The following is a 23107-nucleotide window of genomic DNA, read 5'->3' on the forward strand; positions in this document are numbered from 1 at the left end:
TTATGGGATTCGTATATGGTGCCCTTTCTCTTGTTTTTACTTGGTTACGCAGTGCAATGCCTTGGCTTCTCGGTGCTGTCGGTGCTTCATTTTCTAACTGGATTGTAAGCGCGGGGTTTGGTGTCGTTGTCTTCTCTGGCTTTAATATTTTGACTAGTCGCCTCATTGGTACGGCTGTCAACTCGCTGAACGGCCTTGGTGATATTGGTGGGTTTGGTGCTGATATTGTTATGCTTCTCGGCTATATGTGGCTAGATAAAGCTCTTAACCTTGTTATTTCAACGGGTGCTTTTTTAATGGCGATTAAAGGAGTTCGTCAAGGTATTGCTATGCGTCAAGCTTGGTGGAAACCAGGTCAGAAAACTGGAGGAATGGAAGGTTGATTTATTTAAGAACTGGATTGCCAGGGGCGTCTAAAACTCTTAACTCTTTACGTGAAATTGTGCTTTCTCACGATTCGGGGCGTGAGTATTACTATACAAACATCAAATTACTTATGTTGGATATTGATGTGGCCTGCTCGTTTTCTGGTTGGTATTACGGCTGGTATTTTCCAAACTTAAAAGACAAGGCTAGTATTCGTAAATTATCTAAGATAATGAAACCAATTCACGATGATGGTGAATTTATCACTCTAAATGATGTTCCTTGGCTTCGCTCTCAATATGATAGCCACAATCATTTTGAGACTTGGCTTTACTGGGTTCGTCGTGTTTATCCTAAGAAGAAACTTGAGAAGCTAGAATCTATTCTTGATGCTGCTCCTGAAGATACACAAGATAAGTTTGATTTAGTTCGACCTCTTAATCTTGATTTTAGAAACTTTCCAGACCCAAATGACTGGCCTACTTTACCTAAGCGTTCAGTCATTCTGGTTGATGAGGTTCAACAATTCTTTCCACCTCGTGGTGTTGGTTCTCGCGTACCAAAGGCTATAGCAGCCCTTGAGACTCATCGACATGGTGGTTATGACCTTCATTTTGTCACACAAGACAGAACCCTTTGTGATGCTAATTTACGTAAATTAGTTGGTCGCCATGTTCATTATTTCAATGCTCTTGGTGGTAAAAAGGTAACTCGCAAAGAAGCACCTAAATGTTTTGATCCTAATGATTATCATCAGTCTCAAACTGCTTCCAAAAAGATGATTAGCCATGATAAAAAGTTCTATGGTGTTTATTGGTCTGCTGAAATACATACCCATAAGTTCAAATTTCCATTCATGGGCTTTGTTGCTATTTTCTTTTTATGTTTGATCCTTTATTCCGCTTATTCTCTATCATCTCAATTATTTGGTGGTTCAGACTCCAGTTCTCCAGCTGCGCCAACTCAACCAACGCCAATACAAACTGATTCACCTGACATAACAGAAAATCCTGTTGCGGATTTTGTTGATGAGTTATTAACTGATGTTTATATATCAGGCTCTGTTGTAGAACAGTTCTCTGATGATGTTGTTTACCACTATACATTTGTACGAAGTTCTGACGGTGCTGTTTTCTATCCCGAAGCAATGGAATTAACACTTGATCCATTAACGCCATGTTTGGCGAATATTAGAATTGGTGAATTGATACGGCCTGTTACTTGTAATCCGTTTTATGTTCGTGATTCATGGAAAGAAGAAGATATTGAAGATTCAGAAGATGGACAAGCAATTGCCAGTGCTGAGAGTTCAGAGAAATACAAACCCAATATTAAACTATTCTAATTGCGCCCAGAAGCGCACCCAATGAACCTACCTACAAATGCGGATCAGCCCCGCAGGGATAAGCAAAGCACGTAGTGCAAGCGAAGCACCAAGCCGCCCGACTTTGTTAACTGTGCCGTATGTCTAATCGGCGCGGTTAGCTTCACTATCCTTTGATCGTCCCACTCCCCACACCCTGCCAGAATGCTTTTAGTCTTTTAAAGGCTTGCGAGTGTCGAGCATGTCTTAATGATTTTTGTATTGGTTCGCGTGCGTGAGCAAAGGGATGGGAAGAGCGGAGCGCCGCCCTGCTCACGCCAACCCCCGTCATGTATTACGGGGGTACTATCCACGGAACTTTCAACCTTCCCCGACTATTCTCAAGTGTAACGCGCCAGTGTTTGAGCGTTAGCGAGTCTATATTACAAGTATAAAAAAACCGCCCAATTGGGCGGCCGACTTCAAGCAAAGGTGTTCAAATTCTTAGAGTTCATAAACTGAACAAGCTTTACATTACAGAGTAATTTTGGCTCTCTCAATTCTCAATATAAATTATTAATACTCTCTCACATTTCATTGTAATTGATATGCTTCTTAGTAATTTTGAGCTCTTAATTGTGCAATTTTTCTTGCATACTCAGCATCAATTCTGTGAATTTCACGATCCCTTTCACGCTGTAGTCTTTTTATCTCTCGATTAATGTTCACGTAATTATCAGCCTGGTACTGGATATCACACCTGCTACTTACATCATTAATCGCTTTGTTCGAACCTGACAAATTGAATGATGTATTCATCTCACGCCTTCCAAAGACATGCACTTGCACATAAGCAGTTGTACCTTGCTTTAATTCATAAAGGATCCGTTTATCTACATTTCTAATCGCTCCTCCTTTATAGGAGGATGTGAACATATTTCCTTTCAAGTTATACACTCGGCCATTATCAATCTTAATTCTAAAATCGACACTTTGATTTGGTGTCGCAATATTATCTTTACCTGAAAAAGTTAGAAACAAATCTTTATCATAACGCCCTGAATCACAACGAAAACCCAATGAATTACCATGTGCATAGGTTGTACGCTCATACACCTGCTTGTTATTCATATTATCAAAACGCATAGTTTCATTAAACGATGCATTACATACACTTGAAAACATACAAATGGTGAACCCCAAACGAAACCATTTCATTAATTAAACCTCCTTACAGTTAAATTTGAGCAACTGATTGCACTATAAGATTTTCTAGGTTGCTCTTATGAGATTTATCTCAAAAATATACAAATAGGCCCAATGTCAACCTTAGTAAAAGAACAGCACTATATTCACACTGATTTTGTTAACTTTTTTTGTACAGCTCTATTATTATTGAATGACATATCTAATGTTGAGGAGTACCATGCGAATAAATAAAATTAATAATTAATGACTTAAAGGTTGTATACATGCGAGTTAGTTACTTTGGCTACCATTTGAACAATATAGACAATCAACACAAAACATTGTTTGATATTCGCCCTTTTTTGCATTCTTTTTGTGCTTTAGATGCTGTTCAGTATAAAAATAATTTCACACACTCAGGCGAGCATTTGTATCTTTTTCCCGTTCATGGTGATGTATTTATGTTCGTAATGACACGTAGCAGTGACATTATCCGAAAAGTAAACACTAGAGAAATTACGGTAGAACAAATTCGTGATCTTTTAGGCGAAGATAACCAACTGGGGTTTGCTTCATATGTCCTTATCACTGAAAATTGCTTTGGATTCGGTTCAACTTTACTTGCACCTAAATCTGATGTTTTTATAGAATTTATTAACACAATCTTCATATCTCTTGGTATTGTTAATTGGAAATTAATTCCTTTTGCTTTAACTCATCAAGCTACACGTGCAGAAGCCATGGAAATGTCGATTATAGGAACCACTGTGATCGAAATTTCGAAGGAAAATACTTTTGCAGAAGATTTCTTGAGACAATTAGGGATGACTACTGAGGAAACTCATAATTTAGAAGGCTTTGAATTGACATTTAAGCCTCGGTCAAGACAAAACATTAAGCCCGTTATTACAAACGTATTACAGCAGGTACCCGATGATGGCATTACTAAACTGATTATCAAAGCTAAAAATGAAGTATCAGGGCACATGACCGATTTGTACCTAGTTAACTCTGGAATCTTACAAGATGATGTTAATAACTCTAGTGATCTGGCCATTGCCAGAAACATGGTAACTAAAAAAACCAACAACACCCTATTAACTGAAAAACTTGAGGAGTTTACACAAAATGAAGACCTCTCGGAAAGCACTATTGACGCTATTTCTCGTTATAATCACATCACTGCCTGGACCGATTTTGTATCTACTGTACAAACTGTTAGTGAATAAGGTATTAATTGAACCTATTGTTTTAGTCGAACAGAAAACAAATATTGCCATTATATTAGCGACATTTGCGTTTACGATGATGGGTTTTTTAGCGGCTGTTATTACTATTTTCTTTTCGTTCGCTAAATCGAGAACGTTCAAGAAATTCAGCCGTGAAGGTCGTTTTGGCGTATTTTTTACTACTTATTATTACTGTATTATTTCACTCGCTCTAACCATGTGCTTTGCTTTGGTTACTTTAGGTAAAGGCACCTCTATATGGGCTATGCAAACAGCACTGATTACGACAGTAAATAGCTTATTTCAAATCTGCTTGATTACTTTTACTATCATTAATTTGAGTAAAAGGGCGATGAAGGAATAGATCTAGGCTCCTTTCTGGAGCCTTCGTACTAACTGTTCATTATTAACGCAATACTACGAGCATATTTAAGCAACTTTGACATTGTTTTTACATCTAATTCTGCTTGAATTTCTAACAAAGCAATTCCAGTTAAAATCTCTTGTGGGGTCACTAATTGGCCTGTCGGTAGTTCCAGTTTATCATTGCGCATGATGAATAGATTCCAATTATCTGATGGGGCAAGCTCTTTACCTTTATACATTTTCATTAATCGCCGACACTCTGGCGGAATAGCTTTTCCTGCGTCCCAAAGCTTGACCGTCCTCACACTTTTAAAACATAGTTCAGCCGTCTTTTCTATACTAATTCCACAAACTAATTCACGAAAAATATAATTTTTAGTCATTTCGTGGTACTTCATTGATAACTCTCTCAAATGAGAAAGATATTATAAAAAGTGCGTATGCAACTTGATTTACCATAAGGGCGCATAATACGCACCGAGGGATTGTTTATTAACATTTGGTAAAACATTGATTAACGCATACATAAGTAATTGATACTTATGCCGAATTTATATTTAAACCCTATTTAATAACGTTTTGAAATACTTATGATTACTGGCGCTTGCTTTACGTAATCACAGCAAAAAGTCTCTTTTTCCACTGAGCGACATTTTGTCACGTGAATTGTTAAAAAATCATAAGAAAAAAATATTTCGTCAGTTATTTTATTTGTGAGGCAAATCATGTTTTATGAGTCATTTAAAGTTCTGTTTTGGCGTGAGTTTACCTCTCACCGCCAAGGTGCTGAGTTTTTCCATGTGAAGATTGTCACAGTTCGACGTTGGCTAGACGGCAAAATCCCTGTCAATCCGATGGCTGAAAAACTCTTAATCATCAAATCACTTGGTTACTTGCCTAATGATATGCGTTGGCGTGGCTTTCGTATCTGTGAAAAACGTGCGGTGCTTCTTACCCCAACTGGACGCGAGTTCAGCCCTAAAGAATTAGAAAGCTTTGTGTTTTGGCGTGATGAACATCGACAATTGGTTGAGCAACATGGTCATGTGGATTACCCAAAGGTTTACCCTGCAAAAGAAAATGTGTTGCCGTTTCGTGGCGGTCGCCGAATGCAAGCCGCCCCGTGGATACCGACTAAATTTAAATAGACGTAAAAAAGCCCGCATTAGCGGGCTTTTTCTTTCCTCAGAAAGGAATATCATCATCAAAATCCGAAGAAGGTGGCGGTGGCGGCACTTGTACTGTTCGCTTTTCAATGGTAATAAACGCAGAATTCCAATTTTCAGGCGTGTAAACTTTAAGCGATTTATTCTCGTCAAAAATCTCTTCTGATATGGTTAACTCAAATGAGTTATTGTACCAAGACAAATCGCTTCCAAAAGGAAATTCATACTCTTTATAGCCATATGTTTTCAAAATTTCACCAAGTTCTTGAATATTTTGAAAATAAACCCGATGACCTATTCCTAGCTTAGTTCTCAACTCACTAAATGCTGGGTGGCTGTTCATCAGGATATTTTGAATTGCGTCACTTCCTCTATTTTTCTCTTCGCTTAAAAAAGTAACCAACGTTTTTAAAGTAGCTGAGGTTCTATTTATCTCATCAATTAAATTAACTTCTTTTCGTCGAGAGCTCTCACTCAAAAGGCTCTGAAAAAGTCCTGCCCACTGCTCTTTCAAATGATTAGTGATATCAACTACAGATTCAAATGCTTGTATTTGATTATTGTTAGGAAGTGAATGTATCTCATCGAGGAATTGAAAAATTCTATTATCATCTACTGATGCATACTTGATGCTGTCATTATCTTTATTTACTTTATATGTTTGATATTCAGCGTATACCGTTTTTTCAATAAAAATATAAAGCTGCTTTCCTTTTTTAACAGCCGTAGTTAACTCCACATTTGATACGGAGTGACTGCTATTCCCATGTTGAGATTGGGAGCCAAATCGACCGCCAATGACACCAACGACAATATCGCAAATTTCAATTTCTTTATAGCAATACTCTTCTAAACGTTTTTCTGAACCATAAGGAATATTGCCTTTTTCATTCAAAACCGGGTCATACCCTTGCTCTTTAATGAATCGCTCTAAATCATTTCTTATATATTTCAAGTCATAATAAGTCGAGCTTACAAAAACACGGGGCTTTGCCATGTTAAACCTATAATGTAAAAATTGATAATTAATCATATCACTTTAATCTCATACATAAGAATGATGACTCATACAAATAATAAAAAAGCCGAACCCCATCACGGAGTTCGGCTTTTGGTTTCCAGTGCAGCAAGCAAAAGCGCACTAAGGTGTTTAATGATTTATAAAACAACCACTTGAACGTTAACAATGTGTGCGTTAGATGTAAACCATATGGCACGTATGTTTTGAAATGACTCGCACGCCCTAGCCCTTTTCTAATGTTTCTAGTACCAACACACGGTCAGAAACGGCGCGCAATCCCTTTGATAACTCTTGAATGATGTGGTTTTGGTTTCGGATGTTTATGATCATCAAAATACCCAACACCAAAAACTGAGGTGAAATGCCCCATTCCACCAAGGCGTTAAACAGCGTGCTTTCCATCATCACCGCCCTTGCCTTTCAATTCATCCCGGAATGCTTCCCACAACCCAACCACCGCAGGAATGGCAAGACCAACCGCACCGCCAAGATTTACGCCCGTTTGGGTAATTTCAGCACTGAATAAATGACCGTAGCCCGAAGATGCCGCAATCACTGAACCAAGCAGCACAAGACCGCGCCACGTTGATGTTTGTTTAAGTTTTAGCATGTGTATTCCTTACTATGCGAGTTTGACGCCTTGCATGGCATCGCTGAATGAGTAATGGCGACCCACTTCCATGATTGACATAGAGTGCAGCACTTTAGCCAATAGTTGGTCATCGTTTAGGTTGATGGATTCATTGACGCCAACACCGACCTGTTTTGCTACGAACTGTGCGTAATTCTTCGTATCATTTTCTACTGGCGGTGCGAATCGGTTAATGATTTCGTTTAGATTGTCGAGTCCATGCGCCCGTTGATAGGTTCGCAAGGTTTTAGCGCCCGCCCGAAAGCCATATTTATGATGGGTATAGCTTTCAAATTCAGCATCACGGGAAAAGCTTGTTTCCCCTTGCCAATCGTTGCCTTTTCGAATGTTCAGCGGGTTATTGTTGCGAATTCCGCGGATGGTTTTTTTTGTCATATAGAGTGCAAAGCCCCCAAAGAAAATGAAGATAATCAGATATAAACGCATGGTTACACCTTGTAAAAATCAAACCCTGTCGGCATGGATGAATATTGAAAACTCATTTGCATGGCTTCAAGCTGTGCCGCCGATGGGATATGGTCAACGGGATATTGGAACACCTTATAATCGCTGCCATGCTCGGTGATGGTTTGCACATGATAGCCAGATGCCAACATATGACGCGCCATGCCAAACGGCGCATGAATTGCGTTGTGGTTAAAGCGAATCAAGCCCGCGCCCAAATCTTCAAAACCTATGGGTTTCATACAATCGGTCGCTTGGTAGTATGGCGGCGCATGAGTAAATTCAAGCTTGGCAAGGTCGGCATCATCTGCCACAAACCCACACACGCCACGTTGAAGCCCAACAATGCCGGAATTTCTGACTTCCAAATACAACGCAACGTATGACGGTTGTTCAACCTGTACATTATTTTTCAGCGCACCAGAATCACAAGTCACAAAGCCGTCACCCGCAAAATCGGTGTGAATTTTTGAAGCTACTTTGTCGCCTAGCGTATGGCTGCCATCTTCACTCATGTGAATGAATCGAAAACCCACTTCCACCTCCGCGCCCGCCAATGCCATGACATTGAACGCCGCACGAACAGACTTGCTTTCATCATTTTGTGGTGCGACCGGACGCAACACTTGATACATGGTGAAACCTTGGCACATGATTTGTGCAAAGTGCCGATTGGGTAACGTGTTGAGGTAATAATTACCCACACGGGACACGGGCGCGGTAATGCCCGCACCTGGTTGAACTTGAATTGCCCAACCATGCGCCAACATGAATTCAGCGCGCCCACCTAATGAGGTGACATTTAATGAAAATGGACGGTCAGAGCGTGATTGCGTGGTGACAAAACCACGGGCGCACATGCCATGAAAATGACCGTTATCAATGAGGTTTGTGACTGCACCACCTGCCAACTTGCCCAACTCTTCGGCAAGGTATTCAATTTTGTTTCGGCTACTGCCATGCGGCAAATTTTTAAAAATTTCGTTCATGGGGTAAAGCTCCATAATTTGAGTGTTAAGACTCTAAGATAAATACGCGGTCAGTTGCAGCGCCCGTGAGTGCAATGAGTGCGGAAGATTCAATATCAATCCGCTCACCCGCACTAAGTGGGTAAGCATTGTTAATCAACACATCACCTGTATTGGCGGTTGCTGCCTTGATGGTCACTTTGAAACGTGATGAATCAAAAGGAAGTTCAACGGGCAATGCTGAATCTTGTGCATTGATGCTTTTACTTCTCTTGAGTACCACAGGCGTTCGCTGTGAGACTTTAATCACTTGGTCGGGCGCAATTTCAACGGGCGGTAATGTTTCAAGGCTAACGGTTTGACCTGCTGCAATTTCCACCGCAGGAAGTGAATCAATCGACGCGGTTAAGTGTTGGTTTTCTGCAATCACCATTGCGGGCATCACGCTTACTTCAAGCTGTTGCCCTTCCATTGGTGGCGTAAAATCTCCCACGCCATGCTCAAACACCAAGCGACCAACGCCCGTGATGAAAATGCGCCCAAAGCGACTACCTGTGTTTTTATACAGTGATTTTTGCGTAAGCGTAAAAACCGCACCTGTGGACTCAATTTCAATCTGAATTTTGCCCGTGGATAACTCCACAAACAGCCATTCAGAATCAAGCGTGACAGGGATTTTTTGTCCTTCAATAAGGTTCAATTCCATTACTTAACCGCCTTATAAGTGACAAAACCCAACACGGCAGCAACGAACATCATTAAGTACAAATTCATTGAATTTTGCTTACTTTGCCCGCCGTCCTTATTGAATTTGGCAAGCTCCATCATCGCGTTAATGTTTTTTGTGTTTTGCGTGGCTTGATTACCCGCAAGCCCTGCCATCATTTGCAAATTTTCACTGTTGCTTGAGCTGTATTCCTCCAACACACCGGAGGCAAAATCTGTGTTGATTTCGTGCATGTTTTCGGCGGCTTGAATTGCGCCGTGGTCGGTAGCGGTCACATTGATAGTGGAGTCATTGACTCCACTAATCGCCGTCCCTAAGTTGTCACCACTAATGGCATTTTGACCGCTAACGTTAGTGGTTTGGGTTTTGTTACTGGATTTGGATTTTCCACCCATGATTACACCTTCATTTCCATGTGGGTTACGTCACCACATGCGTGTTCTTCGGTACTCAGGCGGCGACACAATCGCGCCACCAATGGAAAATAGGTTTCTGCTGAAATAGACGATAATCCCGCGCTTTTTACGTAGGCTTTCAACTCTCGCATTGCCGGAATAACGCCGCGTCCAGAAACGCCCCAAAGAAAGTAAGAATGACCGATAATCTCACCCGCCACCGTGACACGGTAACTATCATCAGATAACTCATAAAGGCTTACGCGCCCTGCGTTCACCTCATGTTTGAGTTTTTCAAATTCAGCCGGACAAGCTCGAAATGCTACTTTCAACCGCGCCAATGCGCGGGGACTATCAGAAACCAATTCAATCATCTTTTAAGTGCCACCAAGGCAATCACTGCCACTATGCTCAATAACAGCCAAGGCTTTGCGCCTTTTGAGCCTCCCATACTAATCCCGCCCACGCTTTGCCCTGCGTTGGTGGTATTGGCGGCGGTCGATGGTCCCGCAGAACCACCCGTGAAACCGCCACCCCCTGTTAAACTGGTTAAACTGCCTAACATTCGTCCCCCTTAAAAGAACTTGAGCATGGCAAGAATCGCCACCAATAGCGCCGCGAACCATAAGAGGTTTTTGGCGCCATCACTGAGACTAAACCCGACCCATACACCAGTAAGCGCAACCACCGGATAAACAATCAATGGCATGTTATTTCCCCTTCACTGCGAAATAGACCGCGCCCGCCAATACCAAGAACCCGCCACCAATGGCTAAATACATGCCGTAGTTATTCGGCGATTGGCGATAAACCACATCGCCATTAGGTTGTTGGTAATCGTTGCCGTCCCCACGGTGTGCGCTTGGGTTCGCTGAGTTAGATTGTTGCGCGTCTTCGTTGAGTTTGTTGGTGATAAGGTCGGGCGCAATGTCCCCGACTAAATCCACCGCACCACCAATGAGTTCACCGCCACTTTCTAAGATGCTTTCCCACCACGAACTTGACGAGGACTCGTTAAAAATATCCATATCGGTTTCCTTTGGTACTGGCATGACGCCCCTTACTTGGCTTGTGGTGAGATTTCGCCAACTTGCTCAATGGCTTCGATAATCACAGGCACGCTTCCCGCGCTTGCTTTCTCTAATTCAAATTGCAGTTGTTTAGCGGCATTGGTAGAAAGGCGACCTTCAACACCAAAACCAGTACGAACAAAATCAAGCGTGAACCATCCCGCGTTTTGCTCTAAACCCGCCACGGCAAGGTCAAAAGCGTTATCTGCTTTAGATACGTTGATTTCTTCACGCTCGTCACGCATGACACGAACACGGTCAATCGTGTCGTCTTTGAAGTGAATACGTTTGATTGAAAGGAACGGTGAACGCTCGGCAAAATCGAACGGAGTGCGACCGGACGCCGCCGCGTACCACGTTAATGAATACAGACGCGGCAAATAAATGCGGCGAGATTGGGCGGCGGTTGTGTGGGCGCGTGCTTTGATTGATGGCGCGGCTTGGTCGGCTTTGGCTTTAAGCTGAATGTAAAGCATCCAGATTTCACCCTGTAGCGTCACCAGTTCACCCGTGCGAACACCCGCCTTTGTGCGAAGCGTTAGATCAGCAAATGGGATGATGTAGCGCCCTTTTTGCGTGAACTGTTTGCGGTGCTCTTGAAAGTCCACCAAATCTTGACCTGTCACACCAATGATTTCTTTACCGTTTAACTTGAGCGTGACGCGCTCAATGTCTGCTGGGTCAAGAATGTCAGTGACTAATTCAATGTTTTGGTAAGTGGGACCCGTTACCACGCGCAATGTTGCCTGATTACCCCAGTTAACACCTTCAACCGGGTCTAACTCACGTGGGCGTGGGTTAAATGGTGTGTTCATCATTTCCATTAGAACCACCCCTTATCACCATTAATCGTGTCTTTTACAGCGCCTAACGCTGACACGTTGTTAATAAGGGCAAGAATGCCAACCGTAAGCAATACCGTAGTGCCTAGGGGAATAAGCGTGCTTTTATTTAGTTTCATAAACCTTTCCAGTTTGTGAGTGAATAAATCATTCAATAGAGAGGCTTTAAGGTTGGCGATTTTGAGGAAATTAAACAGAGGGAGTAACCTAATAGGTTAAGGCTTTAACCTATTAGGTAAAGAGGATAGAAACGAACGATTGCTTTTATATTTCTTGTTTGCGATATACAATACGCAAAACCATAAAACAGCGTAGATATGCATGTCTGACCTAAAGTTTTCTCCCACTAAATTGTTTAACCTAGCATCGAAAAAAATTAATGATTACCTTGATGAAGCACTTGAGAATGAAAGAATTAAGCAAGAAAACCATCCACAGCGGCTTGAAGAAATAAGAATTGAAGGCGAATTTCGACGCAAGCAGCAAGCAGAACGACACAAACAAAAAATAGCAAAAATACTCAGAGAGACTCCTCAGGTTTCCCCAGAAGACCAAGCCATATATGATGACTTTGTTCGAAAATTGGAAAAGGAAGGGAAAATGTAGGCGACAAGCTATTTTATCGCCTAATAACACTAGTTAAGACAGTTGATTTCGCCGCGTTTAACATTACCAATGCCATCACAAAACATCAGATATTGGGCAATGCCTTGGTTAGTTTTGGCGGTTTTAAGGCTTGCCAGTTCGTTGACATCATGGCTTTTTTGGTCGGCGATGTAGTTTGCATCTGCCATGCTTGCCAAGCCACCCACCCACCATGTAGGTGATTGACTGCTGACGGTTTTCGGCACTTCCTGCGTGCGTTGGAATGTGGAATGGATAATCAAACCAAATTGACGCCCACCGCGCCACAGTTCGCCCGATTTGCCTTTTAGCTTGCCCGTGGTTTCAACTGTACTGGCTAACTCTTCAATCCCAACGTAAAGCGGCGGTTTCTGTCCATCGCCACAACTCCAGACAATCGCCGCAAAGGTTTCAAGGTTCACGCCGTTTGCTTCCTTAACCAACGCCAGTTTAAACCCTGTTTTCTTACTGCGTGCCGCCACCAAAGCGCGGGCGAACGGGGCAAACTCAGTAAACATTTTGACTTGCTGCCCTTGGAACTTCTTACCCGCATAATTTTGGTATGGGTCAAAAAATACCGCTTGGCTTTTCTTGGGTATCAAGCCCAATTTTTTCACGGCGGTGGTCTTCCCGCTGCCCGTAGTACCGATATAAACGCAATGCTCGGCATCCAGTGCCGGATTGCTGTTAATCGGCATAGGCAATCTAAGCGGCGGCTGTTTCGCTTTCTTTGCCATCGTTCGCCGCCTCCGCTTGCGCTTTCATCAGTTGTTCAGTTTGCAGACGCTTAATGATGTTAATGCTTGAGTAACCAAGCCCCACCGTTGCCACGCCAAACATGATCTCTTCTTTGTAAGCATCAAACCATTTCAGCCACGTTAAACCGTACTTACCAATCAAGGGCGCGCACGCTTCAAGGAATTTAGCGCGGGCGGTTTCATCAAAGGCAAAATCCACACCGGACGCACCCGAAATGTATTGCTCAGACATGAACAGACCCATATCAACAAAGCCCACGGCGGCGCTTGGGTCGAGTGCTTCGGGTTGGTCTTCTAATTCCGTTTCGGGTTCATCTGGCGCGCCACTTTCCACCGTATCGATGGCGTCTAAATCGGCAAACGCTTGGTTAAAATCTTGTGCCATTGGTGCGGTTTGGTTGTCGGCTTGATGTTCGGTTTCAAGCTCGGTGTTTTCTGGTTTATCCATGTGCGGGTACATCCTTTTTATTCAGCATAAAGAAAAGCACTATCAGCGCAAACAGCGCCAATAGGTACGGTTTAGCCGTTTCAAGCCTTGTTTTACTTGGCTTGGGCGGCGTTTCGGGTTCAATTGGTGGTTTGGCTTCCGCGGGTACAACAGGCGGCTTACTTGGCGTTACAGTGTCGCGTTTAACTGGCTCCATTGGCTCAATTTCTGCCTTGGTCGGTTTCATGTTGGCGTTGATGTAGCTTTGGAATGTTTCGCCTTTGCCTTGCTGAAAGCCGCAGCATGGACAGTTGTAATATAAACGCCCTGTATTGCGTTTATTCTTGGGTGGCGTGCCGTCGGTAATGATTCGGTGTTCACCGACTGCGTGAACCGTGGCAACCGCGCCACAGTCCGGCATATGACAGCGAACAAACCCTTTAATTGGATTCTTACTCGCCATTAAATACCCCCATCCAATTGACGTTCGAGCGTTGCCATGCGTTCGTTGGTTAACTTCATCCAAACCAAAAAGAGGCGAAGTGGTGCCATGAGTTTGCTTGCAAAGGGATTCTTTGAGGCTTTTTGTACTTCCTGCTCTAATTCGTCAGTGATGTGTTGTGCTTTTTCCATGTGTTCATTTTCCTTTTTTCTAGCCAATGAGTGATGTTTTCCCCTGCAAGCAACCCCAAACGGGATTAATTTATTCTCAATCGACCGTTGTTCAGCTTGAGCGTGCAATATTGGTCGATTGGGACGGACGCGCCATTTTTTAACGGCTTAATCAGTGCAGTAACTCCTTTGATGCTCCATCCGGTGAGCTTTCTTAATTCAATAATTAAGGGTGAGTTACACTTATTTTCAGTGCTCCAAGGGGAGCCGCTCCGCGACTCTAAAAGCCGTGGCAAGTCTTTCGTTTTTACTAAGCTGTAGCACTCGCTTGCTGTTTCGATAACCGAACCAAGCCAAGAAAAACCAATAATTTTACGAACGGTTTCACCGTATTGATTTTCGTTGTTTTGATATTCAAGTTTTGCACTACTGGCAAGTTGACAAAATAACGCCCACTTGGAGGAATCCGCCGCTTGGCGTAATGCTTCCAATTTGGGGTCGTTGCATGTTTGTTCTTCGGTGGTTTTTCGCAGGGCGCGCCATAATGAAACAGGTTCACCACCAAATTGCTGAAACTGGCGAATACGGTGAACCGATGCCCACGCCCGAACCTTAAACGCGCTTTCTTCGGCTTCGGTTTCTGGCATGTGCTTACCATTGATATTTTTAGATACATACTTGGCAATGTATGCCGTAGCGCCGCCCTTGCTTGGGTCGGATTCCGTCACATCAAAGCGCGGCGAGGTATCATTGCCCAACTCTTCACGGTCTTCATAAATGGCTTCACTGCGTAGTGTGCTAATCACAAATTGCTTGTCACTTGGGTGGCAAAACAAAAAATAGTGGCTGTGGCTTGTGCCATCCTTGTGAGGTTCAGCAACACGAAAACCGAAGTAATCCACCTCTTTTTTAGCCAGTTTGGCGCGGGCAACTGCCCATTTAGCCATTGATGCAGTGTGTCCTTCTTTGACGCTTGCGCCATTCCAACGGTGTGACACTCGGTGATATTTACTCGGCAACGTCCATGTGATGAAAAGTGCGGTAAAGCCTAACTCTTCCGCCAACTCTTCAAACCCTCTTGAGCGCACCATCATTTCAATGCGGCGATTTTCGGGATTAGAAACGGTACGCTTGGCAACCTCTTCAAGTTTGAAATTCTCGCCCGTTTCTTCATTGAACACGCTCATGGACTGCATGAACTGTTGTGATTCTTGCTGCTTACGTTTCCAATTTAAAAAGGATATGTCCGACACATAACGGCTTTGGTGCGACTTCTCGCCCACTCGCTGCATGGCAATTTGAGCGTATTCAATGTATTGAGCGCGCAATCTTAACAGGCGTTTTTCAATCCATAATTCCGATTGCATTTTAAGCACTGCAATGGTGAGAAAACGCTCTAAATCTTCTTTGTTTTCAGTGTCCAAATTAACGGCGGGCGCCAATACGTGGATTTCAGCCAATAGTTTTTTTTGCAGCAAATACACGGCAGTCATGGCATCCAAAAACGTGTCGTACTCATTAGGTTCGACACTGGCAAGCAATGCCGCGCTTTGGTCGGCGTAACGTGCTGAGAATTTACTCAGCGCATCATCACGCATCAAAATATTATGGCTTAACGGCTCCACTTGAGCTTTGTTTCGGCAATCAACAAAAGAGTATTTGTTTTCAATGAACGCCGCGCACTTTAAGCCAAACTTAACCGCATCATCAGCGGCTTTGCATAGGTTTTCTTTGGTGGCATTGGTGCGGGTGGTTCTGCGTTCGACCTTGCGCTTTACATCATTGCGAACAATGGCAGGCAAGCGCGGGTAAAATTTACGGGAAAAGGTGGTTTGAAAGATGGAATCAACCGCGAGGCTTTTAGATTCCATCCGTTGAATTGCTTCATCAAATTGTTGTGCGTCCATGCAAACTCCCTTACTGAATAAGGGAAGAATCCGCGCCCACTTGGGGCGCTTCATCTTGCTTGCGGGTTTCGTCATCGCCGTGATTGACCGCACCAAGGCGTTCAAGTTGGCTGATAATTTGTTGGGTAGATTTTTGATGGCTGTCTGAATCCATCAAACAAGCACATTCGCCGTTTCGAAATAACCAAATGCAATCATTGTCGGCTTCATACTCAAATGCATCAAACATCACCAAAACGTTTTGAACTCGTACCGATAAGCATTTAAATACCACATTTTTGTAAATGATCATGCGACACCTCTCGCGATAGAATCCGCCCCTTGCGGGGCTTCATCGTTTTGCTTACGGAGTTCAATGTCTTGTGCGGCTCTTAATTGGTTTCTTAATGATGGCTTTTTGAGAGCTTGAATTCGGTTATTACGCTTAATTGCATTAAATAAACGTAGCTGTCTTTTTTGTGTTGTTACTGACAACAAACTAAACGCCATATATGAATCAGGCATTGCTTTAATAAATTCGGCTTCACCTTTTCTAAATTTATTACTTTGAATCAACATGGCACATTGAAGCGCCTTTTTGTGACCCATTAAAAACCTTAAAGCAGAGTAGTGACGCGAAATACCAACAATTGAGCTAGTACGGTGAGCCTCTGATAACGCCTTAAAGTGTACTTTTTGAGTTTCATGTTTGGCTAATATCATACTAAGCCCCTCCAATTAGACGCATCAAAGGGCGCTTTCTTTTCTTGGAAGTGTTCAGCGAGTTTGGCACGCAACTTTGCGACCATCGCTAATGACTTTTTGGTTTTCTCTGGGTTTGGATTTACGCACCCTGCCATATCAGGACAAGGTAAGTGAATTGGGTCAAATGAGTGTCTTTCCATGTTCTTAGCCTCCGCAAGCTGTTTCATTTGTGAACACGGAAACGATAATCCAAACAAATATGTATTCCAATACGCCTTGGAATAGTGAAATAAACATAATGTTCTATTATTATTTAACAACTGAGGGATTTTTGAGCGCGGAAAATGAATTATACGAATGTACTTTTAGACAACGTAAAAACTAAGTTCGAATTAACTTCAGAGTATCAATTGGCTAAGAAACTCAGTGTGGGCAATGGTCGCCTGTACAATTGGCGCAAAGGTATAAGTTCAATGGACTGGGATATGGCTTTTCAAGTAGCTGATATTTTAGGACTTGATGATCAAAATGTCGTCTTCGGATTGATAGACGATAAGTACAATAACCCTCGCCTAATCAATGCGTTACACTCTGCAAGAATCTCCTAAATCATAATTACCACTGTATACATAATACGCACTGGGGATAGCGGGGAAGATTCGGCCTCAAACGCTGCTAAACTTAGTACTATTGTTTCAATTGATTCGCAACGAAAAAATTAAGTGACGCTGTAATGTATTTTCAACCAAAAAAAGCCAAACACTATTAATGTTTGGCTTTAATCACTGGTGATTTACAAGCGACCTCTACAATGCGTAAGTTAATTTTCCTGGCGAGCGCGTTTTAATATTGGTAAGCGCCGCCCCTGGCATCTGCACTGTAGAAAACCAATATGGTTTGTGTTTGTCTTGAAAAGCTTCGCTTCTTTGCATCGCATCATAAATCGAAAATTTATGAGCCTGACCTAACGCTGCACCATAAGCACTTCGCTCTTCAATCTCAATATTTTCCAGATCTTCGATAATTGCATTTTTAAGATGAATCGTTGTCGGCTTCCACTCAATTTCATTCAACAAGCGTTCTGTTAAATTTTTATCCATTTTACGGATAACACTAGGCAAAAAGATCAGTGATGGTTGAATATCAGCACAAGCATAGTATTCATCTTTTAGACCTACTTCTCGATATTTAGTCATGACATAAACCAAAGCATCCTCAAAAACCTGGCTACAAAGGTTACTCATCACAAACATACTCATTGTCCGCAATGTACCCAACAGAACCCCAACTTCGGGACATTTAACATCCGTTTCTTGTAATCGCATACGAGTTACATTTGAAGTAACAACTAAATGTTGCCACATTTTGGGTGCCATATGATTCGTATTTTTGTCTGACCAGCGAAGTAATGGACGAGCCATTAAGACCGGGAACAGAAGACGACAATTGTCGATTCCAATAAGTCCCAATGCTGTTTTAGCATCAACGATCCCTTTAGAACTATTTGATGAGCGTTCTGAACCTGACGTATTAACAAAATCAAGAACAGACGAACTAAGCTGATGGCTGTTGTCCAGAAGTTCCCCTAGCTTACGAAAACTCAGTGACGGTGAGTAGGCAAAAGATGCTAATTCACCAAAATCCGGTACACGTCCGAATAAGCGATTCATCTCATCTGATGCCAGTTTTTCACACATCATTCGTTCGGCAATCATTGAAACTTTATCGATAGCACTTTTTAATGTTTTTTGCTTCGTCGCTAGCTTCTCATCTTTCTCTTTTATTCTTGATTGCTCACATTCAAGTAAAATACGTTGATTGCGAGTTATCCGGTCATTTTCATCAAAAATCACATCATCACAAAAACGGTCTTGCAAGCTCAATCGCTTATCTACATCATTTTGGTCAACAATGTATTTAGGGTTAATCAGCCACTTTGCATATCGTTCTGACACTTCAGTTGTCACTCGATTTGCCATCTCTCGAGCTTGTGGTGTATAGCGTTTATTTGTTAGGAGCAATATTGCCTGTCCTTTTGCAAAAACTATCTTATGAGTTTAGCTCGAATCTGATGCTAAATGATAATTATGTAATAAGAGATCTTGGTTCAGAATAATAATCATATTTTAGCTAATTACCAGAGCTAACATTAAGAGTTTTCATCAATATAGTCATTATGTTGAATTACAGCAGAAATTTATGGGGAGATATGAAGATTCAGGTACTTCTCAAGGTAGGTGTATTTAAATTTAGTCCCTTTCTGAAGATATTTTTTACTCAGTTTACATACTTTGCTATCACCACTCGTCTTTATCGATCGAATCGAAGCCCGGCGCGAATCATACCTCATTTCAATCATGACATTACAATAGCCAACGTAACCATCTGTATGCTTTCTTACATGTTTTATAAGTTTTGATTTTATCTGTTTCGCTAGCGGGTTTCTCTCTGAGTCATCGGCCAATGAAAGGCTACTAATAAACATTAAACTTGCTAAAACACATACTCTCCAATACATGGCTACACTCTCCGATCCTATCAATTACGAATGTAAGCAGTATACGGATTTGTATTTACTCAGCGTTCAAAAATGCAAAACTTGAGAGTGTGATATCAAGATGGTGTAACAATGAAACCTAGTTACCATTAATCGATGGAGCCATTGAGCCATTTATTTGCTCTTCTTCTTACCGCTTGATTTGAAACCTTGATGCGGAAACACGTTTTTGATTCGCTGCTGTACTTTCTTTGGAACAGATTTGGAAAACACCAATTTCATCCCGGTTCTTTGACTATATACTTTTAGATCGCCATCAAAAGAGGCTTTGTCACCAATTTCAACAAGATTGTGTTTAAATGATGGAGGCAAGTGCCCTTTTGTCTTTAAAATCATGCCATTTTTAAATGAAATTTTTAATACTGGGCGATCTACTGCAACTAGCCATAGGACCAAAATGGCTGCAATCAATATTACATACATCATATTAGTAACCTCAATTATTCAGATAATAATTTACTAAGATCTTCTTTTAAATTTGTAACTGTTTTACTTGCCTTTTCACTACGGGAAGCTTCACTCAATAAGTATTCTATAGCGTCTGATAAGGTACAACCTAGCTCACCAGCGCGTTGCGATAATTTTTCCCACACACGGTAATCCAAATCAATGGACTTCTTCTTTGTATGGATTTGTTCTGCATTAAAGTGACGTTTACGCTTAGCTCTAATCGCTTGTTTAAGCTTGTTGTCCAACTCCAACGCCATATGGTTTTCAATCCATTCAAGTACAAGCGTTGGCTCATGCTCTAGTTGTTTTAGTTGTGCTACAGCATGGTCAGCTTCGCTTGAATCAATGTGTCTAGTTATTGAGGCGCCATCTTTCCATTTTTTAACTAAATATTGCCATTTCCAGCCACATTCTAAGTTTTCAAGTTGCTGATATTTCATGTGTAAAGATCCCGTTGTTAGCTAGGGTGACAGCGTAACCCAAGGTCTTAATCAAAACAATATAATCAATGTCAAAAAGGGATTCAGATCGTGAATTAGATACTGCTATTACCTACTCACTTTTTTCTATATACTTTCGATCCTTTTTATTAAACAGTAATCTCGATGAATCAAGAAGATTGGCGTTTAGCCACTCCCCAGTATGAGCAGTTTCAGCCACTATTTGAGCAGTTTTTATCTATCAAGTCACAGAGCTTCCTAGATCTACAACCAAGGTTAAGAAGTGCAATTCAAAGATTCGATCAACTTTCTAATCTATCAAGAGTGCTACTTGTTAATTCCCCTGATAATGCTGTATATCGCGAACTACTGATCTCTAGTATTCGAGAACACTCGCTAGTTCCTAGCTCTTCACCAGTCATATGCGCTGAAACGCTAGATATAGAGAGTCTGTTTGATCATTATTCAGTTTCCAACTCGGAAGTTTCTTTACTTGTCCCTGGCCTGCTCTCTCAAGCTGATGGCGGCTACCTTGTCATTTCAGCTAATTTGATTTTAGCAAATCCGTCTTTGTGGATTAAATTAAAATCAGCACTATTAGGACAATGTGTTCAAGCGATTAACAGTGCTCCAAAACAGATCACACAAAGCGTCGTGGAACGAACATTTGATATCAAGTTAATTGTTGTCGGTGATCGTGGTCAATTAGCCGATCTTGACTATTTAGATGAAGACATTCAATCCGGTTTTTGTTTATTTGGTGAAATTGAGATGGAGATGAAGGTTGAAACACCTCAATCTCTAGAGCTCTATTTGGGATATTTGAAGTGGTTAACTTTTCGATACCAACTACCTCAATTAAGTATTGATGCCCTACCTCGATTACTTACCGCAGGCGCTCGTGAAACGGAAGATCAAGAATACCTACCTGTTTGCGTAATTTGGCACAACACCATTCTGACTGAATCTGCGATTGAATCAAACCATGAAACTATCTCCTTTGAGCACATCGATCAAGCGATCGATCATAAAGCTTTCCGGGAAAATTATCTCCCGAACCGAGCTATCGATGACATTCTAGACGGACAAGTCATCATTGAAACTGAAGGTGAGCAAGTTGGTCAGGTGAATGGCTTAACGGTTATTGACGTTCCTGGGCATCCTATTAGTTATGGTGAACCTGCTCGTATTTCTTGTGTAATTCACTTTGGAGATGGTGATATCTCTGACGTTGAGCGTAAAGCTGAACTTGGTGGCAATTTACACGCCAAAGGGATGATGATAATGCAGGCCTTTGTCAGCAGCGCTTTAAACCTCGATGAACCACTTCCGTACGCAGCTTCTGTCGTGTTCGAGCAATCATACTGCGAAGTTGATGGCGACAGCGCTTCACTTGCAGAGCTATGTTCGCTTGTCAGTGCCCTATCAGAGTATCCAATCAATCAACAGATTGCGGTGACAGGTGCTGTGGATCAATTTGGTCGCGTCCAAGCCGTTGGTGGTTTAAACGAAAAGATTGAAGGTTTCTACCGAGTATGCGAACACCAAGGCTTCACTGGTAAACAAGGCGTTGTATTGCCGAAGAGTAACCTTAAGCATCTTGCTTTACACAAAGATGTCGTAAATAGCATTAAGAATAATGAATTTCACATTTGGTCCGTATCGAATGTTGATGAAGCCATTCCGATCATCATGGATAAACCTTTCCGTGGAGATCAAGAAGACAGTGTGATCAATAAGATTGCAGAACGTATAGAAAATTTCGAAAGACACGAGCATCCCCATGGAATTGTGGATCGCATCAAGAACTGGTTTGCTTAGTACTGATCGGACTTGTTTAGCGTACACGTGTTCACTAAAATGCACGTATCAAAAATTGGAGTAATTGATAATGCAAAATAAACGTGATTCTTACACTCGCGAAGATCTTTTAGCGTCAAGCCAAGGAGAACTTTTTGGCCCAGGACGTCCTCAACTACCAGCACCAAACATGTTGATGATGGACCGTATTACAAAAATGTCTGAAACTGAAGGTGAATTTGGTAAAGGCTTGATACTAGCTGAGCTAGACATTACTCCTGATCTATGGTTTTTTGACTGCCATTTCCCAGGTGACCCTGTAATGCCAGGCTGTCTTGGCCTAGATGCAATGTGGCAACTTGTTGGATTCTTCCTTGGCTGGGTTGGTGGCGAAGGTAAAGGCCGCGCATTAGGTGTTGGTGAAGTTAAATTCACAGGCCAAATCTTACCTACGGCTAAGAAAGTAACTTACGAAATCAATATGAAGCGTGTTGTGAACCGTCGATTAGTTATGGGACTAGCAGATGGTCGTGTGTTAGTTGATGGAAAAGAAATCTACGTCGCGAAAGATCTAAAAGTGGGTCTTTTCCAAGATACCTCTAACTTCTAGTTCAAATGAGAATCTCATAAGTTTTATTAGCAGCTCAATTGAGCTGCTTTTTTATATGCGCACTTCAGCGTCAGGATTTAATTGTCTCTATCTCTAATCTCTAATCTCTAATCTCTAATCTCTAACGCAGAAAAGACCCATAAATGAGTCTTTTCAAATCCTATAATTGTATGAAAGGTATTTTACTTATAGAGTCCCGATTGCTTATCGTCTCTGGCATCACGCCATCCACCTAGCCAATACGAACGAGAGTCCATCTGTTGATACGGGCAAGCTTCTTGAGATTTCCCATTTAAACCTGCTTTATATCCTTGAGATTGCGCTCGATCTAGGCGATCACGTTTTTGTCTCTTCATTATGCAGTCCTCTTACGATGATTCTATTTTCTTACATACAACGGGTATTTTTTAACACCACAATTAAGAATTGCTCAAAAAACGTACTTTCTCAAGTTAAAAAAAAGCACAAATTCAAAAATGTGAACTTGTGCTTTAAAGTCGA

36 protein-coding genes are annotated in these 23107 nt (G+C 41.9%); 9 read left to right on the forward strand and 27 right to left on the reverse strand.

The genetic code is table 11. The features are described from left to right. The first annotated feature begins 2 nt into the window (after positions 1-2). Both OCV39_RS07650 and OCV39_RS07655 read left to right on the forward strand, forming a co-directional pair. On the forward strand, positions 3-383 hold the full coding sequence (locus OCV39_RS07650; protein WP_171756311.1) for a DUF2523 family protein: 381 nt from the start codon (positions 3-5) through the stop codon (positions 381-383). Continuing rightward, the gene (locus OCV39_RS07655; RefSeq protein ID WP_261888187.1) at positions 380-1711 is read left to right on the forward strand and encodes a zonular occludens toxin domain-containing protein; all 1332 of its coding nucleotides are present in this window, start codon (positions 380-382) and stop codon (positions 1709-1711) included. The genes OCV39_RS07650 and OCV39_RS07655 overlap by 4 nt, the downstream gene beginning before the upstream one ends. Positions 1712-2284: 573 nt before the next feature. Here OCV39_RS07655 and OCV39_RS07660 read toward each other — a convergent pair. After that, positions 2285-2887: a hypothetical protein gene (locus OCV39_RS07660; RefSeq protein WP_261888188.1), complete on the reverse strand. Its 603-nt coding sequence runs from the start codon at positions 2885-2887 to the stop codon at positions 2285-2287. A 254-nt stretch (positions 2888-3141) separates the two neighbouring features. Here OCV39_RS07660 and OCV39_RS07665 point away from each other — a divergent pair, with 254 nt between their 5' ends. After that, entirely contained in the window at positions 3142-4086 is a 945-nt protein-coding gene (locus tag OCV39_RS07665; RefSeq protein WP_261888189.1) for a hypothetical protein, read from the forward strand. Further along, positions 4079-4450, forward strand: coding sequence for a hypothetical protein (locus OCV39_RS07670; protein ID WP_261888190.1), 372 nt, complete (start codon positions 4079-4081; stop codon positions 4448-4450). The genes OCV39_RS07665 and OCV39_RS07670 overlap by 8 nt, the downstream gene beginning before the upstream one ends. Positions 4451-4478: 28 nt before the next feature. Here the strand turns inward: OCV39_RS07670 and OCV39_RS07675 are convergent, their stop codons facing one another. Then, positions 4479-4850, reverse strand: coding sequence for a regulator (locus tag OCV39_RS07675; RefSeq protein WP_261888191.1), 372 nt, complete (start codon positions 4848-4850; stop codon positions 4479-4481). Positions 4851-5177: 327 nt separating this feature from the next. Here OCV39_RS07675 and OCV39_RS07680 point away from each other — a divergent pair, with 327 nt between their 5' ends. Continuing rightward, positions 5178-5600, forward strand: a complete 423-nt coding sequence (locus OCV39_RS07680; protein ID WP_261888192.1) for a phage protein — start codon at positions 5178-5180, stop codon at positions 5598-5600. Between the two features lie 37 nt (positions 5601-5637). Here OCV39_RS07680 and OCV39_RS07685 read toward each other — a convergent pair whose 3' ends face one another. From OCV39_RS07685 to OCV39_RS07745, 13 genes are all read right to left on the reverse strand, one after another. After that, a complete protein-coding gene (locus OCV39_RS07685) occupies positions 5638-6615 on the reverse strand; it encodes a DUF4062 domain-containing protein (RefSeq protein ID WP_261888193.1) in 978 nt (325 codons plus the stop codon). Positions 6616-6861: 246 nt separating this feature from the next. Beyond that, the gene (locus tag OCV39_RS07690; RefSeq protein ID WP_261889493.1) at positions 6862-7044 is read right to left on the reverse strand and encodes a hypothetical protein; all 183 of its coding nucleotides are present in this window, start codon (positions 7042-7044) and stop codon (positions 6862-6864) included. Next, a complete protein-coding gene (locus OCV39_RS07695) occupies positions 7022-7249 on the reverse strand; it encodes a hypothetical protein (protein ID WP_261888194.1) in 228 nt (75 codons plus the stop codon). Before OCV39_RS07695 ends, OCV39_RS07690 begins: the two co-directional genes overlap by 23 nt. Before the next feature lie 12 nt (positions 7250-7261). Further along, positions 7262-7717: a structural protein gene (locus tag OCV39_RS07700; RefSeq protein WP_261888195.1), complete on the reverse strand. Its 456-nt coding sequence runs from the start codon at positions 7715-7717 to the stop codon at positions 7262-7264. Between the two features lie 2 nt (positions 7718-7719). Next, positions 7720-8724 carry a hypothetical protein gene (locus tag OCV39_RS07705; RefSeq protein WP_261888196.1) on the reverse strand — a complete coding sequence of 335 codons (1005 nt, stop codon included), beginning with the start codon at positions 8722-8724 and terminating at the stop codon, positions 7720-7722. 25 nt (positions 8725-8749) lie between these two features. Continuing rightward, positions 8750-9409, reverse strand: a complete 660-nt coding sequence (locus OCV39_RS07710) for a hypothetical protein (RefSeq protein WP_261888197.1) — start codon at positions 9407-9409, stop codon at positions 8750-8752. Further along, complete coding sequence (locus tag OCV39_RS07715; protein ID WP_261888198.1) at positions 9409-9825, reverse strand: chemotaxis protein; 417 nt, start codon at positions 9823-9825, stop codon at positions 9409-9411. The genes OCV39_RS07710 and OCV39_RS07715 overlap by 1 nt, the downstream gene beginning before the upstream one ends. Positions 9826-9827: 2 nt before the next feature. Then, positions 9828-10199, reverse strand: coding sequence for a DNAase (locus OCV39_RS07720; RefSeq protein ID WP_261888199.1), 372 nt, complete (start codon positions 10197-10199; stop codon positions 9828-9830). Beyond that, complete coding sequence (locus tag OCV39_RS07725; protein ID WP_261888200.1) at positions 10196-10390, reverse strand: hypothetical protein; 195 nt, start codon at positions 10388-10390, stop codon at positions 10196-10198. The genes OCV39_RS07720 and OCV39_RS07725 overlap by 4 nt, the downstream gene beginning before the upstream one ends. 9 nt (positions 10391-10399) lie before the next feature. Next, complete coding sequence (locus OCV39_RS07730; protein ID WP_261888201.1) at positions 10400-10534, reverse strand: hypothetical protein; 135 nt, start codon at positions 10532-10534, stop codon at positions 10400-10402. Position 10535: 1 nt separating this feature from the next. Beyond that, positions 10536-10853, reverse strand: a complete 318-nt coding sequence (locus OCV39_RS07735; protein WP_261888202.1) for a hypothetical protein — start codon at positions 10851-10853, stop codon at positions 10536-10538. Between the two features lie 32 nt (positions 10854-10885). Further along, positions 10886-11719 (reverse strand): major capsid protein P2, encoded by an 834-nt coding sequence (locus OCV39_RS07740; protein WP_261888203.1) that lies wholly within the window; start codon positions 11717-11719, stop codon positions 10886-10888. Then, on the reverse strand, positions 11719-11856 hold the full coding sequence (locus OCV39_RS07745) for a hypothetical protein (RefSeq protein ID WP_261888204.1): 138 nt from the start codon (positions 11854-11856) through the stop codon (positions 11719-11721). Before OCV39_RS07745 ends, OCV39_RS07740 begins: the two co-directional genes overlap by 1 nt. A 202-nt stretch (positions 11857-12058) precedes the next feature. Here OCV39_RS07745 and OCV39_RS07750 point away from each other — a divergent pair, with 202 nt between their 5' ends. Continuing rightward, complete coding sequence (locus OCV39_RS07750; RefSeq protein ID WP_261888205.1) at positions 12059-12343, forward strand: hypothetical protein; 285 nt, start codon at positions 12059-12061, stop codon at positions 12341-12343. 29 nt (positions 12344-12372) lie between these two features. Here the strand turns inward: OCV39_RS07750 and OCV39_RS07755 are convergent, their stop codons facing one another. From OCV39_RS07755 to OCV39_RS07790, 8 genes are all read right to left on the reverse strand, one after another. Next, positions 12373-13098, reverse strand: a complete 726-nt coding sequence (locus OCV39_RS07755; protein ID WP_261888206.1) for a type IV secretory system conjugative DNA transfer family protein — start codon at positions 13096-13098, stop codon at positions 12373-12375. Beyond that, the gene (locus tag OCV39_RS07760) at positions 13067-13567 is read right to left on the reverse strand and encodes a hypothetical protein (protein WP_261888207.1); all 501 of its coding nucleotides are present in this window, start codon (positions 13565-13567) and stop codon (positions 13067-13069) included. Before OCV39_RS07760 ends, OCV39_RS07755 begins: the two co-directional genes overlap by 32 nt. Beyond that, complete coding sequence (locus OCV39_RS07765; RefSeq protein ID WP_261888208.1) at positions 13560-14009, reverse strand: hypothetical protein; 450 nt, start codon at positions 14007-14009, stop codon at positions 13560-13562. Before OCV39_RS07765 ends, OCV39_RS07760 begins: the two co-directional genes overlap by 8 nt. Further along, positions 14009-14179 (reverse strand): hypothetical protein, encoded by a 171-nt coding sequence (locus tag OCV39_RS07770; protein WP_261888209.1) that lies wholly within the window; start codon positions 14177-14179, stop codon positions 14009-14011. The genes OCV39_RS07765 and OCV39_RS07770 overlap by 1 nt, the downstream gene beginning before the upstream one ends. Positions 14180-14244: 65 nt before the next feature. Then, positions 14245-16065: a replication endonuclease gene (locus tag OCV39_RS07775; protein WP_261888210.1), complete on the reverse strand. Its 1821-nt coding sequence runs from the start codon at positions 16063-16065 to the stop codon at positions 14245-14247. A gap of 10 nt (positions 16066-16075) precedes the next feature. Further along, complete coding sequence (locus tag OCV39_RS07780; RefSeq protein WP_261888211.1) at positions 16076-16357, reverse strand: hypothetical protein; 282 nt, start codon at positions 16355-16357, stop codon at positions 16076-16078. Next, the gene (locus OCV39_RS07785) at positions 16354-16767 is read right to left on the reverse strand and encodes a hypothetical protein (RefSeq protein WP_261888212.1); all 414 of its coding nucleotides are present in this window, start codon (positions 16765-16767) and stop codon (positions 16354-16356) included. The genes OCV39_RS07780 and OCV39_RS07785 overlap by 4 nt, the downstream gene beginning before the upstream one ends. Next, positions 16764-16949 carry a hypothetical protein gene (locus OCV39_RS07790; protein ID WP_261888213.1) on the reverse strand — a complete coding sequence of 62 codons (186 nt, stop codon included), beginning with the start codon at positions 16947-16949 and terminating at the stop codon, positions 16764-16766. The genes OCV39_RS07785 and OCV39_RS07790 overlap by 4 nt, the downstream gene beginning before the upstream one ends. Before the next feature lie 144 nt (positions 16950-17093). On the opposite strand from OCV39_RS07790, the gene OCV39_RS07795 reads away from it, so the two are divergent. Then, positions 17094-17357 carry a transcriptional regulator gene (locus tag OCV39_RS07795; protein WP_261888214.1) on the forward strand — a complete coding sequence of 88 codons (264 nt, stop codon included), beginning with the start codon at positions 17094-17096 and terminating at the stop codon, positions 17355-17357. Between the two features lie 198 nt (positions 17358-17555). Here OCV39_RS07795 and OCV39_RS07800 read toward each other — a convergent pair whose 3' ends face one another. From OCV39_RS07800 to matP, 3 genes are all read right to left on the reverse strand, one after another. Beyond that, entirely contained in the window at positions 17556-18770 is a 1215-nt protein-coding gene (locus tag OCV39_RS07800; RefSeq protein ID WP_261888215.1) for an HDOD domain-containing protein, read from the reverse strand. Between the two features lie 650 nt (positions 18771-19420). Then, positions 19421-19732 carry a DUF3634 family protein gene (locus OCV39_RS07805; RefSeq protein WP_017053653.1) on the reverse strand — a complete coding sequence of 104 codons (312 nt, stop codon included), beginning with the start codon at positions 19730-19732 and terminating at the stop codon, positions 19421-19423. A 14-nt stretch (positions 19733-19746) separates the two neighbouring features. Further along, positions 19747-20196, reverse strand: coding sequence for a macrodomain Ter protein MatP (gene matP / locus OCV39_RS07810; protein WP_136995449.1), 450 nt, complete (start codon positions 20194-20196; stop codon positions 19747-19749). Between the two features lie 165 nt (positions 20197-20361). On the opposite strand from matP, the gene OCV39_RS07815 reads away from it, so the two are divergent. Together OCV39_RS07815 and fabA are read left to right on the forward strand one after the other, a co-directional pair. Next, positions 20362-22017, forward strand: coding sequence for a Lon protease family protein (locus tag OCV39_RS07815; protein ID WP_261888216.1), 1656 nt, complete (start codon positions 20362-20364; stop codon positions 22015-22017). A 70-nt stretch (positions 22018-22087) separates the two neighbouring features. Beyond that, positions 22088-22606, forward strand: coding sequence for a bifunctional 3-hydroxydecanoyl-ACP dehydratase/trans-2-decenoyl-ACP isomerase (gene fabA, locus OCV39_RS07820; protein WP_017053650.1), 519 nt, complete (start codon positions 22088-22090; stop codon positions 22604-22606). A gap of 182 nt (positions 22607-22788) precedes the next feature. Here the strand turns inward: fabA and rmf are convergent, their stop codons facing one another. After that, a complete protein-coding gene (rmf, locus tag OCV39_RS07825; RefSeq protein WP_017053649.1) occupies positions 22789-22962 on the reverse strand; it encodes a ribosome modulation factor in 174 nt (57 codons plus the stop codon). Between the last annotated feature and the right edge of the window lie 145 nt (positions 22963-23107).

The sequence above is a fragment of the Vibrio cortegadensis genome (assembly GCF_024347395.1).
Classification (GTDB): domain Bacteria; phylum Pseudomonadota; class Gammaproteobacteria; order Enterobacterales; family Vibrionaceae; genus Vibrio; species Vibrio cortegadensis.

What these genes read in the sequence shown, in the direction of transcription:
- OCV39_RS07730 (WP_261888201.1), bottom strand. Translation starts at nt 10,534, where the DNA reads ATGCCATTGATTGTTTATCCGGTGGTTGCGCTTACTGGTGTATGGGTC.
- matP (WP_136995449.1), bottom strand. Translation starts at nt 20,196, where the DNA reads ATGAAATATCAGCAACTTGAAAACTTAGAATGTGGCTGGAAATGGCAA.
- OCV39_RS07710 (WP_261888197.1), bottom strand. Translation starts at nt 9,409, where the DNA reads ATGGAATTGAACCTTATTGAAGGACAAAAAATCCCTGTCACGCTTGAT.
- OCV39_RS07780 (WP_261888211.1), bottom strand. Translation starts at nt 16,357, where the DNA reads ATGATCATTTACAAAAATGTGGTATTTAAATGCTTATCGGTACGAGTT.
- OCV39_RS07805 (WP_017053653.1), bottom strand. Translation starts at nt 19,732, where the DNA reads ATGATGTATGTAATATTGATTGCAGCCATTTTGGTCCTATGGCTAGTT.
- OCV39_RS07795 (WP_261888214.1), top strand. Translation starts at nt 17,094, where the DNA reads ATGAATTATACGAATGTACTTTTAGACAACGTAAAAACTAAGTTCGAA.
- OCV39_RS07725 (WP_261888200.1), bottom strand. Translation starts at nt 10,390, where the DNA reads ATGTTAGGCAGTTTAACCAGTTTAACAGGGGGTGGCGGTTTCACGGGT.
- OCV39_RS07720 (WP_261888199.1), bottom strand. Translation starts at nt 10,199, where the DNA reads ATGATTGAATTGGTTTCTGATAGTCCCCGCGCATTGGCGCGGTTGAAA.
- OCV39_RS07675 (WP_261888191.1), bottom strand. Translation starts at nt 4,850, where the DNA reads ATGAAGTACCACGAAATGACTAAAAATTATATTTTTCGTGAATTAGTT.
- OCV39_RS07785 (WP_261888212.1), bottom strand. Translation starts at nt 16,767, where the DNA reads ATGATATTAGCCAAACATGAAACTCAAAAAGTACACTTTAAGGCGTTA.
- OCV39_RS07760 (WP_261888207.1), bottom strand. Translation starts at nt 13,567, where the DNA reads ATGGATAAACCAGAAAACACCGAGCTTGAAACCGAACATCAAGCCGAC.
- OCV39_RS07790 (WP_261888213.1), bottom strand. Translation starts at nt 16,949, where the DNA reads ATGGAAAGACACTCATTTGACCCAATTCACTTACCTTGTCCTGATATG.
- OCV39_RS07740 (WP_261888203.1), bottom strand. Translation starts at nt 11,719, where the DNA reads ATGGAAATGATGAACACACCATTTAACCCACGCCCACGTGAGTTAGAC.
- OCV39_RS07685 (WP_261888193.1), bottom strand. Translation starts at nt 6,615, where the DNA reads ATGGCAAAGCCCCGTGTTTTTGTAAGCTCGACTTATTATGACTTGAAA.
- OCV39_RS07765 (WP_261888208.1), bottom strand. Translation starts at nt 14,009, where the DNA reads ATGGCGAGTAAGAATCCAATTAAAGGGTTTGTTCGCTGTCATATGCCG.
- OCV39_RS07770 (WP_261888209.1), bottom strand. Translation starts at nt 14,179, where the DNA reads ATGGAAAAAGCACAACACATCACTGACGAATTAGAGCAGGAAGTACAA.
- OCV39_RS07750 (WP_261888205.1), top strand. Translation starts at nt 12,059, where the DNA reads ATGTCTGACCTAAAGTTTTCTCCCACTAAATTGTTTAACCTAGCATCG.
- OCV39_RS07680 (WP_261888192.1), top strand. Translation starts at nt 5,178, where the DNA reads ATGTTTTATGAGTCATTTAAAGTTCTGTTTTGGCGTGAGTTTACCTCT.
- OCV39_RS07745 (WP_261888204.1), bottom strand. Translation starts at nt 11,856, where the DNA reads ATGAAACTAAATAAAAGCACGCTTATTCCCCTAGGCACTACGGTATTG.
- OCV39_RS07715 (WP_261888198.1), bottom strand. Translation starts at nt 9,825, where the DNA reads ATGGGTGGAAAATCCAAATCCAGTAACAAAACCCAAACCACTAACGTT.
- OCV39_RS07660 (WP_261888188.1), bottom strand. Translation starts at nt 2,887, where the DNA reads ATGAAATGGTTTCGTTTGGGGTTCACCATTTGTATGTTTTCAAGTGTA.
- OCV39_RS07775 (WP_261888210.1), bottom strand. Translation starts at nt 16,065, where the DNA reads ATGGACGCACAACAATTTGATGAAGCAATTCAACGGATGGAATCTAAA.
- OCV39_RS07650 (WP_171756311.1), top strand. Translation starts at nt 3, where the DNA reads ATGGGATTCGTATATGGTGCCCTTTCTCTTGTTTTTACTTGGTTACGC.
- OCV39_RS07735 (WP_261888202.1), bottom strand. Translation starts at nt 10,853, where the DNA reads ATGGATATTTTTAACGAGTCCTCGTCAAGTTCGTGGTGGGAAAGCATC.
- OCV39_RS07755 (WP_261888206.1), bottom strand. Translation starts at nt 13,098, where the DNA reads ATGGCAAAGAAAGCGAAACAGCCGCCGCTTAGATTGCCTATGCCGATT.
- OCV39_RS07690 (WP_261889493.1), bottom strand. Translation starts at nt 7,044, where the DNA reads ATGATGGAAAGCACGCTGTTTAACGCCTTGGTGGAATGGGGCATTTCA.
- OCV39_RS07815 (WP_261888216.1), top strand. Translation starts at nt 20,362, where the DNA reads ATGAATCAAGAAGATTGGCGTTTAGCCACTCCCCAGTATGAGCAGTTT.
- rmf (WP_017053649.1), bottom strand. Translation starts at nt 22,962, where the DNA reads ATGAAGAGACAAAAACGTGATCGCCTAGATCGAGCGCAATCTCAAGGA.
- OCV39_RS07695 (WP_261888194.1), bottom strand. Translation starts at nt 7,249, where the DNA reads ATGCTAAAACTTAAACAAACATCAACGTGGCGCGGTCTTGTGCTGCTT.
- OCV39_RS07700 (WP_261888195.1), bottom strand. Translation starts at nt 7,717, where the DNA reads ATGCGTTTATATCTGATTATCTTCATTTTCTTTGGGGGCTTTGCACTC.
- OCV39_RS07665 (WP_261888189.1), top strand. Translation starts at nt 3,142, where the DNA reads ATGCGAGTTAGTTACTTTGGCTACCATTTGAACAATATAGACAATCAA.
- fabA (WP_017053650.1), top strand. Translation starts at nt 22,088, where the DNA reads ATGCAAAATAAACGTGATTCTTACACTCGCGAAGATCTTTTAGCGTCA.
- OCV39_RS07705 (WP_261888196.1), bottom strand. Translation starts at nt 8,724, where the DNA reads ATGAACGAAATTTTTAAAAATTTGCCGCATGGCAGTAGCCGAAACAAA.